The 17,460-nt window shown below is 56.8% G+C and carries 15 protein-coding genes; 10 read left to right on the top strand and 5 right to left on the bottom strand.

The window, feature by feature from the left end; genetic code table 11:
• Positions 1-69: 69 nt before the first annotated feature.
• From HKX44_RS17565 to tssI, 5 genes are all read right to left on the bottom strand, one after another.
• Positions 70-450, bottom strand: a complete 381-nt coding sequence (locus HKX44_RS17565; RefSeq protein WP_276152748.1) for a VOC family protein — start codon at positions 448-450, stop codon at positions 70-72.
• 69 nt (positions 451-519) lie between these two features.
• Positions 520-1,260 carry an AraC family transcriptional regulator gene (locus HKX44_RS17560; protein WP_276152749.1) on the bottom strand — a complete coding sequence of 247 codons (741 nt, stop codon included), beginning with the start codon at positions 1,258-1,260 and terminating at the stop codon, positions 520-522.
• Positions 1,261-1,379: 119 nt separating this feature from the next.
• A complete protein-coding gene (locus HKX44_RS17555) occupies positions 1,380-1,682 on the bottom strand; it encodes a PAAR domain-containing protein (RefSeq protein WP_276152750.1) in 303 nt (100 codons plus the stop codon).
• Between the two features lie 13 nt (positions 1,683-1,695).
• Positions 1,696-2,406 carry a DUF4123 domain-containing protein gene (locus HKX44_RS17550; protein WP_276152751.1) on the bottom strand — a complete coding sequence of 237 codons (711 nt, stop codon included), beginning with the start codon at positions 2,404-2,406 and terminating at the stop codon, positions 1,696-1,698.
• Between the two features lie 3 nt (positions 2,407-2,409).
• Positions 2,410-4,728: a type VI secretion system tip protein TssI/VgrG gene (tssI, locus tag HKX44_RS17545; RefSeq protein WP_276153731.1), complete on the bottom strand. Its 2,319-nt coding sequence runs from the start codon at positions 4,726-4,728 to the stop codon at positions 2,410-2,412.
• A 213-nt stretch (positions 4,729-4,941) separates the two neighbouring features.
• On the opposite strand from tssI, the gene HKX44_RS17540 reads away from it, so the two are divergent.
• The 10 genes from HKX44_RS17540 (at position 4,942) to tssH (ending at position 17,455) form a co-directional block, all read left to right on the top strand.
• Positions 4,942-5,541 (top strand): hypothetical protein, encoded by a 600-nt coding sequence (locus HKX44_RS17540; protein ID WP_276152753.1) that lies wholly within the window; start codon positions 4,942-4,944, stop codon positions 5,539-5,541.
• A gap of 85 nt (positions 5,542-5,626) precedes the next feature.
• Positions 5,627-6,994 carry a type VI secretion system-associated FHA domain protein TagH gene (gene tagH / locus HKX44_RS17535; protein WP_276152754.1) on the top strand — a complete coding sequence of 456 codons (1,368 nt, stop codon included), beginning with the start codon at positions 5,627-5,629 and terminating at the stop codon, positions 6,992-6,994.
• A 53-nt stretch (positions 6,995-7,047) separates the two neighbouring features.
• Positions 7,048-8,385: a type VI secretion system ImpA family N-terminal domain-containing protein gene (locus tag HKX44_RS17530; RefSeq protein WP_276152755.1), complete on the top strand. Its 1,338-nt coding sequence runs from the start codon at positions 7,048-7,050 to the stop codon at positions 8,383-8,385.
• A 126-nt stretch (positions 8,386-8,511) separates the two neighbouring features.
• Complete coding sequence (gene tssB, locus HKX44_RS17525) at positions 8,512-9,027, top strand: type VI secretion system contractile sheath small subunit (protein WP_276152756.1); 516 nt, start codon at positions 8,512-8,514, stop codon at positions 9,025-9,027.
• Between the two features lie 53 nt (positions 9,028-9,080).
• A complete protein-coding gene (tssC, locus tag HKX44_RS17520) occupies positions 9,081-10,574 on the top strand; it encodes a type VI secretion system contractile sheath large subunit (RefSeq protein WP_276152757.1) in 1,494 nt (497 codons plus the stop codon).
• A 65-nt stretch (positions 10,575-10,639) separates the two neighbouring features.
• Positions 10,640-11,137, top strand: coding sequence for a type VI secretion system tube protein Hcp (locus HKX44_RS17515; RefSeq protein WP_276152758.1), 498 nt, complete (start codon positions 10,640-10,642; stop codon positions 11,135-11,137).
• A gap of 77 nt (positions 11,138-11,214) precedes the next feature.
• Entirely contained in the window at positions 11,215-11,814 is a 600-nt protein-coding gene (gene tssE, locus HKX44_RS17510) for a type VI secretion system baseplate subunit TssE (RefSeq protein ID WP_276152759.1), read from the top strand.
• Positions 11,811-13,751 carry a type VI secretion system baseplate subunit TssF gene (gene tssF, locus HKX44_RS17505; RefSeq protein ID WP_276152760.1) on the top strand — a complete coding sequence of 647 codons (1,941 nt, stop codon included), beginning with the start codon at positions 11,811-11,813 and terminating at the stop codon, positions 13,749-13,751. Before tssE ends, tssF begins: the two co-directional genes overlap by 4 nt.
• The gene (tssG, locus tag HKX44_RS17500; protein WP_276152761.1) at positions 13,748-14,794 is read left to right on the top strand and encodes a type VI secretion system baseplate subunit TssG; all 1,047 of its coding nucleotides are present in this window, start codon (positions 13,748-13,750) and stop codon (positions 14,792-14,794) included. Before tssF ends, tssG begins: the two co-directional genes overlap by 4 nt.
• 18 nt (positions 14,795-14,812) lie before the next feature.
• On the top strand, positions 14,813-17,455 hold the full coding sequence (gene tssH / locus HKX44_RS17495; RefSeq protein WP_276152762.1) for a type VI secretion system ATPase TssH: 2,643 nt from the start codon (positions 14,813-14,815) through the stop codon (positions 17,453-17,455).
• Positions 17,456-17,460: the final 5 nt, after the last annotated feature.

Genomic DNA, 17,460 nt, shown 5'->3' with positions numbered 1-17,460 from the left:
TTTCTTGGGGGACATTAAAAATGCAAATGGGCGACCCTACGGGCCGCCCATTAACCTTCATTGCTGTTGTCACTGCATCGAATTCAAGCCGAACATATTGCCTTCAGTGTCTTGGCATAAGGCCACCCAACCGTATTCCCCGATCGAAAATTTGGGCCGGATCACCTTGCCGCCCGCCTCCTCGACCCGCGCCTGTTCAACCGCACAGTCCTGTGCAGAAAAATAGATAATGGTGCCCCCGACACCCGGTCCGGCATGGGGTGATTTGGTCAGCGCACCCGCAGCTCCATACGCCCCCATATCGGCAGGAAAACTCATCATCTGGGTTTCACCGGTCGGATCACCCATGGCCTCCAACTGTTGGCCCAATACGGTTTCGTAAAATTTTACGGCCCGATCCAAATCGTCCACATAGATATCAAACCAGGCAACTGCGTTCATCTTTGTCATCTCAATCTCCAATTCATGTGTTGTTCTGACACTTGGATACCAAGGGGCCTGCCCCCTGTATTGTAGATTTCAGACATCGAATTTGCGGGCATATTTCCCCGGAGTATATCCCGTCGCTTTACGAAACGAGTGGATGAAGTGGCTTTGATCCGCATAAGACCATATGTCACCGCCATTCAAGGAGTGCTGTATTCTCAATATCTTAAGGAAGTCATGTGGCGTAAAACCGGTGGTGCGTTTCAAGATCCGTTGCAGTTGACGCGCCGACAGACCTGACAATTCTGCCATCTCAGCCACAGAGGAGATATCGTCCAGATTTTGGAATATTCTTTCAGTGACAGGGTTAGGGGCAACCAGTTTTTGCGCCACCAGCATATCCATCAGCGCCGACAGAATATCCTGACTTTGCTCAAACCCCTGTTTCTCCAGTTTCCGGTTTACCTCGATCAGCGGCAAGGCCCCGTAATAGGGTTTGTCGACCATACCGTGGGTTACCTCGGTCGGGTCGCCCTGCCAGACACCGGGCAGCAATCGAATATTAATAAAATGAAATTTCCTGCCCAGATCAAACTCTTCTGACTGCGCCCGAAGGCGGGACACGCCAGCGACTTGCCGTGTCAGCTGGTCAAATACAATATAGGTGCAGCCATCCGGCAGGGCGTGGAAGCGATACGCTTCGGGCAGAGATCCGTGGGTGTTCAACTCCAGATACCGGTGAACGATACCTTGCAAATGAGCCGGCGGTTCAGCTTCGGTAAACGCCACCTCGCGCACCGCTTTCTCCTTGCCGTTGCCTTTGGGGTTGTACATGCCGCGCCTGTCTATCCTGTGCGAAATCTGAACCGCCATATGGCAAATATACGGCCTAGCCGGGAGGAAAACAGCCCATCAATCGGCAAATCCAGCAAACAAAGATGCCGGGACGCTCGTCAGCACACTTTGATCACGGGCACACCCGCCACGATCTTGCCACCGTGGCCAGTGCTATCACCGATACGCATCACACCTTTGCCGTTGATTTTGACCTTGGAAGACCCTTTTTTGTGCTTATCCGGCCCCGGTAAACCCGTGCAAAGGGCTGCCCCTCCTTCAACCGCCCAGGGGATGCCGTTGAATTTGACATGGCTTTGACCGGCGGTGATGATTGGTCCGCCGACATGGGGCCGCGGGCCCGGCTCAACCTTGGGGCAGACGTGCATCATTCCTAAAATAGCGAGAGGTTTGCTACTCATAAGGTGGCTCCTTTCATCCGGCCGTCGCGGGGTCTTGTGCGGCCTTGGCCAGCAATAATGCGACATCTTCTTCGGAAGGTGGCTGAATGCGCAGCGGCATCCCGGTTTCGACCAAATCAACATGGCGGCTTTGCAGGCTGCCATCCGGGCGCAACTTGTGGCGTTGCAGATGCACGTAATCCTGATGAGTTTCGGCAAAGACCGCATCGACCCCGCGCAGGAAACTGACCCTCTGCGCCTCATCAAACGCCGGCAGATAGGCGTTCAGATGTTGCGGGCGATAGTATTTAAAAAAATAGGTCTGGCCGTCCTCGTCCTCAATCTTGATAAACTTTTTCATCTGCGTTTTCAGGCGCATCAGCGGCAGACGTGTGTGCAGGATGATGCCCCAGTTCTGGCCATAGCCGTCTTCGACAAACCAGTCCCAGGCATCCCCGAAGCGGCGCAACTCGACCAGCCATGGCCCAACATCGCCAAGGTCTTCAAAGGCGGCACCGTCAAACAGGCAACGCGCCGGTTCTGAAAATGCGTCAACGCAGATCGGAATGTCGGGATTAATTGAAGCGTCGAGCAGCAAATATGCCTTAAGCGGTGGCGTCTCTTCGTCTTCGGCCTCCGTCCGTTTGGCCTCATCCGCTTCCAATGGATCAAAGATCAACGCATCCAGCGCCAATTCGACCGCTTCTTTTTCTGGCGGCGGGGAAATGAATTCAGGCAGGTCCATGGCTTACTTCCCCTTACAATCCTGCGCGAACGGCTTGTCCGATTTCAACGCATCCACCTGATCCGGCGCACCGGATGTAAAATCAACTTTGGGCGATTTCACCTTAAGGTGCTTGGTCTTGATTGTGATCCCGCTGTTGTCGATGATGATCGTGCCGCCGGGGCCACCAATCACAAATTTATCCTTGGCGTGCAGCGTATGCTTGCGGGTGCGGCTGAAGATGGATTTCTTGGTCTCAAGGTCGTAGTCCTCGCCCACTTTGGTCTGCATCAGCTTGCCCACAGAGGTGGTCAATACATTGCCGACCAGGACGTTTTTCGCCAAACCAACCTGCTCGGTTGATCCTGCGCCAACGGTTTCCTTTTTGTATTTCTCTACCGTGACATTCATTGTCCCCGAGGACGGCATGATCATCTGCAACAACCGCGCCATGGTGGCACCCTTGCCCAGCTGGTCCGCACCACCCGCGTTCCGGTGGCCACCAGAGCCGGTGAATTGCCCCTTCATCGCAATCGCGGCCAACTCGTTTGGCAAATCAGACACGCCTGCAACGATCCCCGCAAAGCCACCAACGCCTGCTCCTGATCCAGCTTTGTTGGCCCCTTTTTTCATGAACTTGCCGCCAGCCTGCACCAGCGGCATCAGCATTTTCAGCAAGCCCATGCCACCACCACCGACAGAAATGTTCTTGTTTGCGCCAACCCTTTCCATCGAGTTTGCCGCAACATTAAGCGAGGCATTAGCCCCGATCTGTTCCACACGGTTGGCCGAGATATTGGCGCTTTGGTCATTCAGCACGCGGATCGTCTGATCCTTTTGTGCATGGATCGCCATGTTTTCCTGACCGGCCTGTGCTTCAAAGCTGATCTCGTTAAAGCCGGACCCTTCATGTGTATCTGCACGGATCACATGTTTCGTTTTATGCCCCGGCAGGGAATAGGGCCGATCCGTCTTGCCGTTAAACACACAGCCGGTGACCAGCGGCTTATCCGGATCCCCCTCAAGGAATTCAACCACCGCCTCCATGCCGATCCGCGGAATGACCATACCGCCATATTCACCAGCGGCAGAATGCTGCAAGACGCGGCAACGCATCGAATAGGCTTTTTGCAAATCCCAATGGAAATGCACCAGAACCCGCCCATATTCATCACAGTCAATTTCGCCCTCACCCACAACCATAGCAGTCTGTGGCCCGTGGATACGGGGGATATATGTCGTGCGCGGCGGCAGGATGGGTGCATCCACCGGTGTCAGCACATATTCGCCGCTGAATGACGCCGTGTCGCCGCCTGAACCGCCTGATTGATAGCCATTGGCGGAATAGCTGTGGCGCGCTTCCAGACAGATCAGCGTGCCCGGCTTGCGCCCAGGAATTTCATCACCGGTCAGGTCCAGCGCCAACCCAGATGACAGCGAAGGGGCGTTGCCGACAATGCGCTGCCGGTGATCGGCAGATTCGATTTGTTTAAGCCGCGTTTGAGACAGTCCCTTGCCGGTCCCCGCCTCAAGATAATCACCCGGATAGGCATAGGACTCAATCTGCCCATGCGGATGGGTACGCCCCGAAAGCTGGCTGACCTGCATCGCGGCCTTGGGTGTTTTGAAGTTAAAATCAGTAAGCTTGACCGCACCAGTGGTCAGCCCCCTGCCGGACCGCCAGTCCCAGAAATGTTCGTCATCGGCATTATGATCATCAACTGAGTTGTAGTAATCCCGCGTGCCCCCTGCGATGGCGCTAAAACTCAGCGGGTCGTCCGTCATCACCAGCGTGTGCGCCCCAGCCTGATGATCAAAGCAATAGTTAATGCCAAAACGTTCCATCTGGCGGCAAATGAAATTACGGTCAGTTTCGCCAAATTGCACCGTGTATTCCAGTACCGGGTAATCCTGCAACAGACGGTTATCAAACAGCGGCTGTGATGCCTCGGCCCAGTCGGCAAAGACTTCCTCGATAATTTCGACGACTGTTTTATTATGGAAAATCCGCTGGTTCTGGCGTTGATCCGCCAGCCACAACCACGGTCGTAAAGTCAGCGAGTAAAGGTAACCACCATCCCCGACTCCCAGCGTTTCAGCATCCGTGATGATCCCGTCATAAAACCGCGGCCCGTGCAGCTGGTTGGAGAACGCCACATGCGCGTGGGTGCCCATCAGCGCGTTCAGATCAATATCCGACTTCAGCGATACTGCCTCGATCCGATATTCAAACAGATCATTCACCGCATCCTGTCCGGTGAAACGCAACAGCACCAGTTCCGTTTCTCCCAACATAGTGGTCAGGATAGCTGGCCGGTTTTCTTGATTAAGAACTAAATTCATAAAACCCACTGATCCTATTTAGAATCGCCCAAAGAATCGCCATTTCACAGCCCACCAATCAAATGCGGATGCGCCCTTAGGTAGAATGGAAAACTTCTGGCTGATGTACAAGTGAAAGCCGTAGCGAAAACCCCGATACCCGTCCGGGTTTGTCTCTCGGATATATATGACGATGGATTGACGTCGCCGGATTTTCCGCGACACTCTGGCAATATGACGCCCGATGATCCTGCATCCACTGCCGAACCAGACAAAACGCAACCGCCGCTGGCCGCGTTGCGCTATGCCACGCCGGCGGAACTCTATGCCAAAATGCCGCATGTGTCCCAGCTGACGCTGCACCGCCCAACGGCAACCGAAAGGGCGATTGAATATCTTTACCGACTGCGGGCCTCGACCACTCCGGAAGAGGCGGTCACATTCACTGCCTTCGCCACCATGCCAAAGATGGGCGTTTGGTGGGGATATGAATGCCTGCGCCAGTCGGGCGATGCGCTAAGTAATGCAGACCGCGAGATGATGGAGCTGGTGGCAAATTGGACCCAGTACCCCGATAACGAAAACCGCTACCGCGCGATGAAGGCTGCACTTTATGCGCCGGTGCTGACCCCGGCCACCTATCTGGGGCTGGCGACGGGCTGGTCTGGCGGCGCAATTGCCCCCAATGATCCCGCGGGGGTTCCGGCCCATCGAGGGCCACGTGCGTTGAACACTGCCGTATTGTCCTGCCTTGCGCAGTCCAACTTACAGGCGCGGTCAATTCGTCTGGCCCGGTTTATTGATCAGGCCGAAGTGCTTTACCACGCGACCTAGGGCGGCAAATTGACAGCTCTGGCTCCCCATTGTTCCGGCATATCCCACTGGAATTGACGGTAATTTTCGCGCAAGTTGGTTTGCAATGACATTGCGTTTGCGAATCGATAATTTTGACACGCTCGAAGATGGCGGACCGACATGGATCACTCTTGATGAAAGAGGGGCGAGTGTCGGACGGCGTACGTCAATGGATTGGATTCTGCCCGATCCGGCCAAACATGTTTCAAGCCACCACTTTGACATCCAGTTTCATGAGGGCGGGTATTGGCTTCGGGATACCTCGACCAACGGCACTTACCTGCAAGGCAGCCACTACCGGATTGACGGCCCGATTCAGTTGAAAGGCGGCGAGCGGCTGATTGTTGGCCATTATGTTATCGCTGTGGAACTGGCCACGCGAGATGCCGCCCCACCGCCGCGCCAGCAGCAAGCCGGCGTCACCATTGATCCCTGGGGCGGCATCGGCACAGATGCCGATCCCTGGGATATGGCAGGCGACGCCAATGCTGGCGGCCTTGCACCGGTTAACCCGTTACCTCCTGCTGCTGCCAACCCACATCACCTTGATGAAATGGCGCATGATTTTGTACCGCTTCAGCAGCCCTCGCGCCCGCAACACGACGCGCGCCCATCCCTACAGCAACCCGACGTGCAGGCACGCAAAGCCGACGCGGTGCGACAACCGGCCCCGCAACACGTGAATGCGCCGCCGCCGCCACTGGCGGCACCAAAAGCGATGCCAATGCCACCAGTGGGCAATCCACCAGAGACCCGCAGCAGACCCCAAACGCCGCCCCAGCACCACCCATCTCCTGCCCCGCCTCCTTCGGCCCCCGCACCGGCAGACGCGCCCGCCCAGCTGGATGGGCAAGCGGTGTTGGCGGCCTTCTGTACCGGTGCCGGCATTGACCCCAAAGCCGTCGAAGGGGTTGACCCTCTGCTGTTGATCGAAACTCTTGGCCAGAGCGCACGGGTGACGGTGGACGAGGTCATGCTGATGCTGAGGGACCGCGCCAGCGTCAAACATTTCACCCGCAGTGGCGAACGCACCATGCGCAGCGCCCGGGGCAACAATCCGATGAAATTCCTGCAAGACAGCGATCAGGCGTTTGCCGCCTTGCTGTTTGCCCCCCGCGACGGTTTTGTAAACGGCGCGGAAGGGTTCGAGAACGCGCTGAGCGATCTGCGCCAGCACCAGACGGCAGTGTTTGCCGCCCTCCAACCGGCACTGGCCGAAGTCCTGAGCGGCCTTGCACCGGATGAGATTGCCGACCGCGAAGGGACTTCCGGTAACCTGCTTGGCGGATCAAAGAAGACCCGAAACTGGGATGCTTTTGTCAAACGCTGGGACGCAAAAGCCAGCACCGGAGATCACGGTATGCTTGACGTGTTTTTGCGCGCTTTTGCCAAAGCTTACGCTGATGCGACTGGAAAACCGGATCAACCTTGACGGTAGCAGATTTTGCGCCTTACCTGCGGAACAAATGAATTGGGGAATAACCCGTGACACTAGACGAATTGTTGATGCCTGTTGCCGAGAACGCCCCCTGCGGTCCTGATCTGGATGCGACAATGGACGCCGGATATGAGGATTACTATTTCGGTGCTTTGGGGCGGCTGCCCGCCTATTATTACCGTCCCGGTGTAGAGCGGCCCGACGGCACAACCTCGCAGGATATGATCTTTGACACAGGTGATGTGGACATCACTGCAGAACGTCGCGAGATCAACGGCCTGCTGGCCCGCAGCCGCGACATCCGTCTGCTTGTGCTTCTGGCCCAATGGGAGGCGTTGGCTGGCCGGCTTGAACCTGTGGCGGATGCCATCGACACAATTGCCGCGCTGCTTGAAACCCATGGCGATGACCTGCACCCCGGTTTCGCCGATGGCATCTCTGCCCGGCGGGACGCGCTGGGGGATCTGAACAGCCAAATCACCCTTATCCAACCGCTGCAATTCCTGGGGCTAACCGGCACCGACGAGGTGAGCTTGCGGAAAATCCGTGTCGCCGCCGGTGCGCTGACCCCTTTGCAAAACGAGCAAGACCTGACGCCCGGCATGATGACAGACGCGCTGGGTGATCCCGGCAACAAAAAGCGCTTATCGGTCAACCATGCCGCGTTGCTGCGCCTTTCAGAGGCACTGGCCCGGATCACACGCACCTGTCAGGCGCACGAAACTACGCCCTTCACCCCCGCGTTCGATCTCCTCACGACAACAGTGCAGGAAATGCTGAGCGCGATCAGTGCGGCACGCCCAGAGTTGCGGGCGGCAGAGACACCAATCTCGGCCACGCCAGAGCCTGCGCAAACCGATGACACACCCGCGGTTAATACTGCGGTGCAGGAAACACCGCCTGCCAATGCGATCACCAGCCATACCCACGCAAGGCTCACGCTTGAGGCCTGCGAACATTATTACCGTCGCCACGAGCCCTCTTCGGCTGCATTGTTGCTGGTCACGCAAGCGCGTCTGCTGATTGGCCGCCCACTGATCGAGGCGCTGGAAACCCTGCTGCCGGAGAAGGCCAGTCAGGCCATTGTCGATTTCGGCCCCCAAACCGGATTTTCCCTGAACATCGACCGGTTGCGCCAACTGACCGACAGTGCCCCGCAAAGCCCGACACCAGAGAACGAAACCCAAGAACCTGAAGGCCCCGCACCACGGGTTCTGTCCGGCGATCAGGCCGCAGGCGCAATGCGCGCGGTTGAGACCTATTTTCTCACTGCCGAACGATCCTCACCGGTTCCGCTCTTGCTTCAACGTGCCCGAAGTTATCTTGCCCGCGATTTTCAATCATTGGTTGACGAACTGGTCCCAGTGGTGGAAACAAACCCGTGAATATGATTGCTTTGCCAAATATCCTTTCGCCTGAATTCTTAAGAGATGGCGCAACGTTGACTTTGATGGTTAACGCTGGTTCACTTTTGAGTGAAAAACCAAAGTTACTTTCTTGGAGTAGTATGAATGGCGTCTGATTCTGGTTCCGGTTTCATCAAACGAAACCGTCCGCCCCGCGTGCAAATTCAATACGAAGATCCCTATGACAGCGAAAAAATGGTCGAGCTGCCATTTGTCATGGGCGTGATGTCCGATCTTTCGGGGAACAACCCCGGTGTTGAACCCGAAGCGGCAGATGACCGCAAATTTTCGGATGTGACCAAAGACACCCTTGATGATTACATGGGCGCGACCAAACCCGGCATGACCTTTATGGTCGGCAACAAACTGGACCCCGACAGTGGCCAGAAGATGGGCGTGGATCTCCAATTCGAAAAGATGGAAGACCTTGAGCCAGCTGCGATTGCGCGTCAGGTTCCAGCGCTGAGAAAAATCCTCGAAGCGCGGGAGCAACTGGCAAACCTGCAACGCTACATGAGCGCGAAACCCAAAGCACAGGAGCATCTGCAAAAGCTGCTGAGCGACCCCGAACTGATGGCAGCCTTGGCTGATCGTGCCGGACCCGACACCGATGATGACTGATGTAGGCGGCAACAGCCCCACATGTCAGCAGTTTAGCCGGAAAAGAGATCAAGATGACCAATGAAACACAACAGGAAGACCAGCAGGGCGCAGAGGCGCTAAACGAGCTTTCCGAATTTTCGGATATCCTGAAACAAACGATCAAGCCACGCTCTGAAGTGGCTGCCAAAGAAGTCGACAATGCCGTTGTCGCTTTGGTGCGCGAAGCGATGGGCGACCAGTCGCTGATTGCGGAAGATGTGATTGATACGCTGGATGCGATGCTGGCCAAGCTTGACGAAAAGCTGTCCGACCAGATGAACGAGATCATCCACAACGAACAATTCCAGCAGTTTGAAAGCAGCTGGCGCGGCCTGGCCTATACACTGAACAACGCCGAGACCGACAGCACCCTGCGCGTCAAGGTTCTGAACATCTCCAAAAAAGAGTTGCAGGCGATGATGCGCCGTTATCCCGGTGCCAAATGGGACAAATCCCCGCTGCATGACATGGTCTATGAACAAAACCTTGGGACGTTGGGCGGCAAGCCGTTTGGGTGTTTGATCGGGGATTATCACTTCAGCCAGTCATCTCCGGATGTAAACTTGCTGAACTCCATCGGTAAGATCGCCGAAGCGTCACTGGCTCCCTTTGTTTCTGGTGCCTCGCCTGAATTGCTGGGCCTTGACAGCTGGAACGAAATTTCCGTGCCGCCAGACCTGAGCGAGATTTTCGAAACACCGGAATATGCTCAGTGGAACAGCCTGCGCGACAGCGAAAACGCACGTTTCCTTGCGCTGACCCTGCCCCGCGTTCTGGCCCGCGAGCCTTACGGCCCCAACAGCAATTCTGTTGTAGAAGAGTTCAACTTTGTCGAAGACACGGACGGCCACGGCGGCCAGATGTATTCCTGGATGAATGCGGCCCATGCGATGGCGGCCAACATCAACCGTGCCTTTAAAGAGAGCGGCTGGACCGTGCGCATTCGGGGCGTGACCTCGGGTGGTGAAGTGGCAAACCTGCCGACGCATTTGTTTGATACCGGTGATGGTTCGAAAGACCTCAAATGTCCGACCGAAGTGTCGATCACCGACCGTCGTGAAGGGGAGCTGTCGCAAGCGGGCCTGATCGGCCTTATCCACCGGCAACACACCGACAAGGCGGCGTTCATCGGGGCGCAATCCCTGTACCGCCCCAAGAAATATGTCGATGATCTGGCCACCGCGTCAGATAATATGTCGTCACGTATTCCCTATATCTTCGCCGTGTCGCGGTTCAGCCATTACCTCAAGGCGATGGTGCGCGACAAAATCGGGCAAAGCCCCGATAGAATGCAACTTCAGATGGACTTGCAGGCGTGGATCAATAAATATGTTTCCGGAAACCCAGACAGCGCCAGCGAATTCGAAAAGGCGAAAAAGCCTTTGGCCGGCGCAAAAGTAGAGGTGGTAGAGGACGAATTGAACCCTGGTTACTATCAGGGCAAGTTCTTCCTGAAGCCTCACTTCCAACTGGAAGGCATGGATATCGGGATGAGCCTCGTATCCAAGCTGCCAACAGGTAAATAATTATAAGATTTCCTGCCGCGCAATTACGCGCGTCGGGTTCCAAAGTCCCAAAAGGAGTGAACTAGATGGCCATTGATTGCTTTTTGTATCTCGACAACAACATTGTAGGTGAGTCTCAGGACGATAAGCACCGCGACTGGATCGACATCCTGTCCTGGAACTGGGGCATGGTACAGTCCGGTACGACCCATCAGGGCGGCGGTGGCGGCGGCGGCAAGGTTGACGTCAGCGATATCACAATCAGCAAATACGTTGACAAAGCGACACACGATCTGATCGCGCGCTGCTGCTCAGGCGAGCACATCAAAAGCGGTCAGCTTGTGGTGCGCAAATCAGGCGGTCAAGCGCCGGTTGATTACCTCAAGATCGACATGGAAGATATCATCATCAGCACCTACAACACCGGTGGCAGCAAAGATGGTCTGGACCGTGTTCAGGAAACACTGACGCTGAACATGCGCCGTTTCCAGGTCACCTATACCTTTCAGGAGCAGTCCGGTGCGGCGGGCCCCGAAAGCATGGCCGGCTGGGAAATTGCCGAGAACAAAACCTGGGGCAAGTAAGCCGTCACTTGTTTCGATATCCAAGAGGCTGGCCTTCGGGCCCGCCTCTGCGTCTGAGGCCCTTGGGATAGCCAACCATGGTTGGCCCGAACGCAAGCGAGATTATGCAAAACGCCCCAACCGACAAGCGACTTGCAGCCCGGCGCATATGGCGCAAGGGCGAGCGCGCCAAGGTTTCCATCCTTCAAGTATTCCGCAACTCATTCGAAGCAGGGGATGCGAAGGGAGGCACCTCTGATGCCGGTCCACGCAGCCTGCAACGCCGTGACGGATTGGACGAAGCGACCCTGCGCAGCTATCTAGAGACGGATCTAAACGCGCTGTTGAACACGGTCGAGCTTGGCTCGGTTGTTGATTTGCAGGACTTGCCCCATGTCGCGGCCTCTGTAGCGAATTACGGGTTTGGCGATTTATCCAGTGTCGCAACCGCTGACATCAACAGCCCCCATATCAAAGAGACCATTCGCAAGTCCCTGATCAATCACGAACCGCGTCTGGTGCGCGACAGCATCGAAGTAACGGTTGTCGAACCTGACGGTGATAATCGTCAGCGGTTGTCGATTTCTGTTTCTGCTGAACTAATGGGCGATCCCATTGATATCCCTTTGGATTTTGACGCAGAGGTTGATATGGCCGCCGGCAAAATGAAAATGTCTAAGTTGAGGATGCAGGCATGAAACGCGCCCTGCGCGAAGCCTATAACCGCGAATTGGCGCTGCTCAAAGAGCGCGCCGCCGAATTTGCCCATGATTATCCGGGGTTGGCCGACAGGCTGGGCGGGCTGGTCGAGGAAAACCTTGATCCAACCGTTTCCGGCCTGCTTGAGGGCAGCGCCCTATTGGCCGCCCGGGTTCAGACCAAGATGCAGGAGGAATTCAAAACCTTCACGCATGAATTGCTGGATCAGGTGTTTCCCGACGCGTTGGCCCCCACCCCGTCAGCGATGTTGGTGCAGGCCAACCTGCCGCTTGAGAACACCGATCTCGCCAAGGGCATCCCGTTTGAAGCCGGTGCCTATATTGATGCCCGTTTCAAAGATGCCGACAAACAAATCGCTTGCCGTTTTGCGCTGACGGCGCCGCTTAAAATCTGGCCGTTGACGGTCAGCGATGTAAAGTACCACGCCGGGGCAGGGCCGATCGGCGCGCTGGGGCAGGAAATTGCACAGGGCACCAAGGCCGGTATTGTCCTGACACTGGAACGTCTGGGCGCGAAAGGGGCCGATCCTGCGGATCTGACCCTTTCTGGTCTGGGCGCTGACACAGGGCTGGACGAACTGATTGTTCATTTGACCGGCCCGCTGAAAGACAGCGTCGCCCTGTTTGAACAGTTGTTTTGTGACACCACCCGCATCTCGCTGCGCTGGTTGAACGCCCAGGGCGACCCCGTATTTGCCACCCTGCCGCAACACAGTCTTGAACAGGTCGGCTTTGACCGGGATCAACGTCTGTTCGCCCATAACACCCGCCTGTTTGAAGGGTTCGCCTTTCTGCGTGAGTTCTTTGTTTTTCCACGAAAATTCGCCGGTTTCCGCCTGAGCGGGCTGGCCGATATTCTGCGCTACGTCCGTCAATCACAGGTCGAAGTGATCTTTGAATTCGACACGGTGAACCGCGCCCTCGCTTCGCGACTTGAAAAAGAACATTTCGCCCTGAACGCCGCGCCCGCAATCAACCAGTTTGAGGAAATGTCCTCGCAGGTGCGTATCAACACCAAAGAGCACGAGGCTGTTGTTACCCCCAACTCGACCCCGATCACCCATTACGAGGTGCAATCAATCAAGGATGTCTGGGCGTTCTATCAAGGCCAGCAAAATAAGGTCCAGGTTTACCCGCTCTATGCTCTGCCCCCCGATGCCAAAGATCCACGTCAGGTACTATATTATACCTATCGCCGCCGCCCGCGCCGCTTGACTGCCGCTGAACATCGCTATGGCGCATCAAACTACCGCTACCGCGGAACCGAAACTTTTGTATCAATCTATGCCCCACCCGGTGATGACATCGTGCAGCGCTTGCAGATCAACACACTGTGCTCAAACCGGCATCTGCCCGAATTCTTGCCCATAGCACAGTCCAAGAATGATTTCTTTTTCTGCGATGACCAGACCGTTACCTTATCCTGTGTGGCAGGCCCGACCGCGCCCACCGACAGCCTTGCCGACCTGGAGTCCGGCGCCGCCCATCGCACTACATCAGGTGACGTCTATTGGCGGCTGGTTTCTTACCTTTCGCTAAATCACTACGGGTTGGAAAGCCGTGATGGGAAGGATGCCGCCGCCAGCATGCGCGAGATGTTGTCGTTGTTTACCGATCTATCCGACAACGTTAGCGAGGCCCAGATTGCTGGCTTGAACAAGGTCGAAACCCGCCCCGTGGGCCGCACGATCCCCCATGCCGACGGGTTTCACACCGCGCGCGGGATCGAGGTGACCCTGACCTTCGATGAAGAGGAATACGAGGGATCCGGCGTGATGTTGCTGGCTGCGGTACTGGACCGCTTCCTGTCGGAATACGCCGCGGTCAACAGCTTTACCCAGACGGTTGTGCGTACCGTGCAGCGCGGTGAGATCAAGGTGTTTCCGCCCCGTTCAGGTTCCGGGCCCTTGCTATGAGTGCGCCAAGCAAGACCGAAATCCTGAACCAGCGTGATGCACAGGCCAAAGCGGCGTTTGGACAGGGCCTGTTTAACCTGCTGCGCCGACTGGAGCGCGAGGGCCAGGGCGCGCCGCGCATCGGTCAGAACACGCGGCTAAAAGAATCGCTGGTGCGCTTGGGGCAGGACCCGTTTCTGGCCTTTCCCGATGCCGATATGGCGCGGGTCGATCTGGACGCCAGCCCGCCAATGATCCGGGCACAGTTTATGGGATTCTTCGGACCACAAGGCGCATTGCCGCTGGTCTGGACCGAAGAGGTGCGGCGCTGGTTTGATGCAGGCGACCCGAGCTTTGTCGCTTTTACCGATATCTTTGCCGCCCGGTTTCAGGAGCTGTTCTTTCGCGCCTGGTCGGATGCCCGCGCAATCACCCAGTTTGATCACGAAACACAAGACAGGTTTTCGGCCTATGTGCTGTCCCTGACCGGCAGTGGCTCTCCGGCTTATCGCAATCGGGACACGGTACCTGATACGGCCAAACAACGGCTGGCCCCTCTGGCTGCGGGGCGGATCAAAAGCCCGGTGAAGCTGCGGCAGATGTTGCAGGTCCATTTCGGCAATGCAGTGCGGATCGACATTGATGAATTCGAACCTGCCTGGCTGGAATTCGAACCGAATGCCCTGTGCCAGATGGGCCGTCAGGCGGCAACCATGGGGCGGGATGCCAACCTTGGTGAACGTGTTCTGTCCATTGGTGAAAAGATCACCATCCAGATTTACGTCGAGGACTATGACACCTACCTGCGCTTCCTGCCCGGCGGCACGGATCACGATCACTTGCGCGATCTGACCTTCTGGTATCTGGGCCGTGCCTTTGACATCGAAGTGGCGCTGTGGCTGCCAAAACCCGAGATACGGCCTGCCGTATTGGGCCAGACAATCATGATGGGCTGGATGGCCTGTATCGCACCTGATCCCGACAATCCCGAACACCTGCTGCGCGTTACACGGTTTGAACTGGAACCGCTTGAACATGCGCAGCCTGAACAGACCGCCGCCTAGAATAGCGAAGGACACCCGATGACCGAGATCACAATCGAAAAATACGCCGGCAAGATGAACCGCGCCGGCTATGACGCGTTTTTGCAGGCGATGCGCCATGCGCGCAGCGAACGCAACCGGTCTGTCGAATTATGTCACTGGCTGTTCTATTCCCTGTCAAACAAAGATGCTGATCTGTCGGCGACCCTAGCGGAACTGGGGTTGGATCGCGGACGGGTGTTGAAAGACCTCGACAAGGCGATGTCCGCGCTGGACAAAAACGTGACAGAAACACCCGGCATTTCCGACTTTCTGTCCGATGCTCTGAACCACGCATGGACCTATGCGACCCTGTTCTTTGGAGAGCCACAAATCCGCACCGGCCACGTTTTGGTGGCCCTGCTGAGTGATCCCCATCTGAAACGCCAGTTAACCCGCTATTCCATGGTGTTTGACGAAATCTCGGCAGAGCAAATCAGTCAGGACAGCCGCACAATCTGGGCCAATTCCGAAGAAGACACCATGCCGCCGATGGATGGCAGCGGCCTGTCCTCGCCCGATGTTGACGGCACAGGCGAAGACCGCAAAGGCGCCGCCACCCCGCTGGGTCGGTTTGCCAAGGACATGACCGCGGTGGCCGCGACCACCGACCCGATCAAGGGGCGCGGTGACGAAATCCGCCAGATCATCGACGTGTTGTTGCGCCGCCGCCAGAACAATCCGATCCTGACGGGAGAGGCGGGTGTGGGCAAGACCGCTGTTGTCGAAGGGTTTGCACAGGCCTTGGCCGCCGGGGATGTACCGCCCAAGTTGCAAGGCACATTGCTCTATGAACTGGATATCCAGTCGATGCAGGCCGGTGCCTCTATGAAAGGTGAATTCGAACAGCGGCTGAAGTCTGTCATCGACGAGGTGCAGAATAGCCCGACGCCGATCATCCTGTTTATTGACGAGGCCCATACGCTGGTTGGGGCCGGCGGTGCGGCGGGCACGGGGGATGCTGCCAACATTCTCAAACCTGCGCTGGCACGTGGCACCCTGCGTACCATCGGTGCGACCACGTGGTCCGAGTACCGTCAGTATTTTGAAAAAGACCCTGCCCTGACCCGCCGTTTCCAACCGGTCAGCGTCGATGAGCCCACGGTCGAACAATGCTGCTTTATGCTGCGCGGCATTCTTGGCCCGATGGAGGCACACCACGGCGTGCGCATCTCGGACGAGGCGATTGTTTCTGCCGTTTCCCTGTCGCACCGTCATATCCCGGCGCGGCAATTGCCAGACAAGGCGGTTTCGTTGCTGGATACCGCTTGCGCACGGGTCGCGGTCAGTCAGGCCTCGGTTCCTGCCCGGATTGCCGATACGAAAGACAAGATCGAAGCCCTGAGCAGCGAGATCGCCAGCAAGATGGCAGAGCGTGATCTGGGTGAAACCGACGAGGAGCGGCTGACCGAGGCGGAGGCGGAAAAGACCAAGCTTGAGGCGCGTCTGGCCGAACTCGATGCCAGCTTTTCCGCCGAAAAGGAAGTTGTGGATCGTATTCTGGAACTACGTCTTTCGCTTGCCGCTGAGACCCCCGAGGAAGATGCACCAGACCCCGAAGCGTTACGCGCGGAAATGTATGAAAACATGGCCACTCTTGAGGGCAGCAACCCCGACAACCGCATGGTATATGCCCATGTGGATGGGCAGGCCGTGGCGAGCGTGATCAGCGACTGGACCGGCATTCCTGCGGGGCGCATGGTACAAGACGAATTGCAGGCCGTGCTGCAACTTGCCGACCGTTTGCAGGAACGTGTCATCGGACAGGACCACGGGCTGAAAGCCATCGCCAAGAGGATCGAGACCAACCGCGCTGGCCTGTCCAACCCGAACAAACCCATCGGTGTGTTCATGCTGTGCGGGCCTTCGGGCGTTGGTAAAACTGAAACCGCGCTGGCTTTGGCAGAACAGCTTTATGGCGGTGAGCAGAACGTGATCACCATCAACATGAGCGAGTTTCAGGAAGCGCATACAGTCTCCCTGCTGAAAGGGGCCCCTCCCGGCTATGTCGGCTATGGCGAAGGCGGACGGCTGACCGAAGCCGTGCGGCGCAAACCCTATTCCGTGGTGTTGCTGGACGAGATTGAAAAAGCGCACCCCGATGTGCACGAGCTGTTCTTTCAGGTGTTTGACAAAGGCGTCATGGAAGACGGTAACGGGCGCACGATTGACTTCAAGAATACCATCATCCTGCTGACATCAAATGTCGGCACAGATGTGATTATGGAAATGGCCGAAGCGGGCGAAACCACACCGGATATGGAAGAGCTGGAGGCCGCGATCAAACCCTTCCAGCTGGATGTCTTCCCGCCTGCCCTTTTGGGCCGCATCGTTTCGATCCCCTATTTTCCGCTGGGCCGCGATGTGTTGACCGGTATCACCAAACTGAAACTCGGCGCGGTAGAGCGGCGGTTGAAAGGTGCGCATGGCGCGGTGATCACCTATGACGACGGGGTGATCGAACATATCGTCGAACAATGCCGCGACCCCGACAGTGGCGGGCGGATGATTGACAACATTATCACCAACTCGATCCTGCCCGATCTCAGCCGTCAGGTGCTAAGCCGCATGGTATCGGGGGACGTATTCGGATCGGTTGAAGTGTCGGTAGACGACGGGAATTTTGTTTATAACTTTGCTTAAGAACC

It is taken from the genome of Sulfitobacter sp. M05, from assembly GCF_029285175.1.
Classification (GTDB): Bacteria; Pseudomonadota; Alphaproteobacteria; order Rhodobacterales; family Rhodobacteraceae; genus Sulfitobacter.
Note: the sequence above shows the minus strand (reverse complement) of the source record. Positions and strands in the feature narration are given on the sequence as shown.

Bases quoted from the DNA above. Each gene is read 5' to 3' on its own strand.
- HKX44_RS17565 (WP_276152748.1), bottom strand. From the start codon at position 450: ATGACAAAGATGAACGCAGTTGCCTGGTTTGATATCTATGTGGACGAT.
- HKX44_RS17560 (WP_276152749.1), bottom strand. From the start codon at position 1,260: ATGTACAACCCCAAAGGCAACGGCAAGGAGAAAGCGGTGCGCGAGGTG.
- HKX44_RS17555 (WP_276152750.1), bottom strand. From the start codon at position 1,682: ATGAGTAGCAAACCTCTCGCTATTTTAGGAATGATGCACGTCTGCCCC.
- HKX44_RS17550 (WP_276152751.1), bottom strand. From the start codon at position 2,406: ATGGACCTGCCTGAATTCATTTCCCCGCCGCCAGAAAAAGAAGCGGTC.
- tssI (WP_276153731.1), bottom strand. From the start codon at position 4,728: ATGAATTTAGTTCTTAATCAAGAAAACCGGCCAGCTATCCTGACCACT.
- HKX44_RS17540 (WP_276152753.1), top strand. From the start codon at position 4,942: ATGACGCCCGATGATCCTGCATCCACTGCCGAACCAGACAAAACGCAA.
- tagH (WP_276152754.1), top strand. From the start codon at position 5,627: ATGACATTGCGTTTGCGAATCGATAATTTTGACACGCTCGAAGATGGC.
- tssB (WP_276152756.1), top strand. From the start codon at position 8,512: ATGGCGTCTGATTCTGGTTCCGGTTTCATCAAACGAAACCGTCCGCCC.
- tssC (WP_276152757.1), top strand. From the start codon at position 9,081: ATGACCAATGAAACACAACAGGAAGACCAGCAGGGCGCAGAGGCGCTA.
- HKX44_RS17515 (WP_276152758.1), top strand. From the start codon at position 10,640: ATGGCCATTGATTGCTTTTTGTATCTCGACAACAACATTGTAGGTGAG.
- tssE (WP_276152759.1), top strand. From the start codon at position 11,215: ATGGTTGGCCCGAACGCAAGCGAGATTATGCAAAACGCCCCAACCGAC.
- tssF (WP_276152760.1), top strand. From the start codon at position 11,811: ATGAAACGCGCCCTGCGCGAAGCCTATAACCGCGAATTGGCGCTGCTC.
- tssG (WP_276152761.1), top strand. From the start codon at position 13,748: ATGAGTGCGCCAAGCAAGACCGAAATCCTGAACCAGCGTGATGCACAG.
- tssH (WP_276152762.1), top strand. From the start codon at position 14,813: ATGACCGAGATCACAATCGAAAAATACGCCGGCAAGATGAACCGCGCC.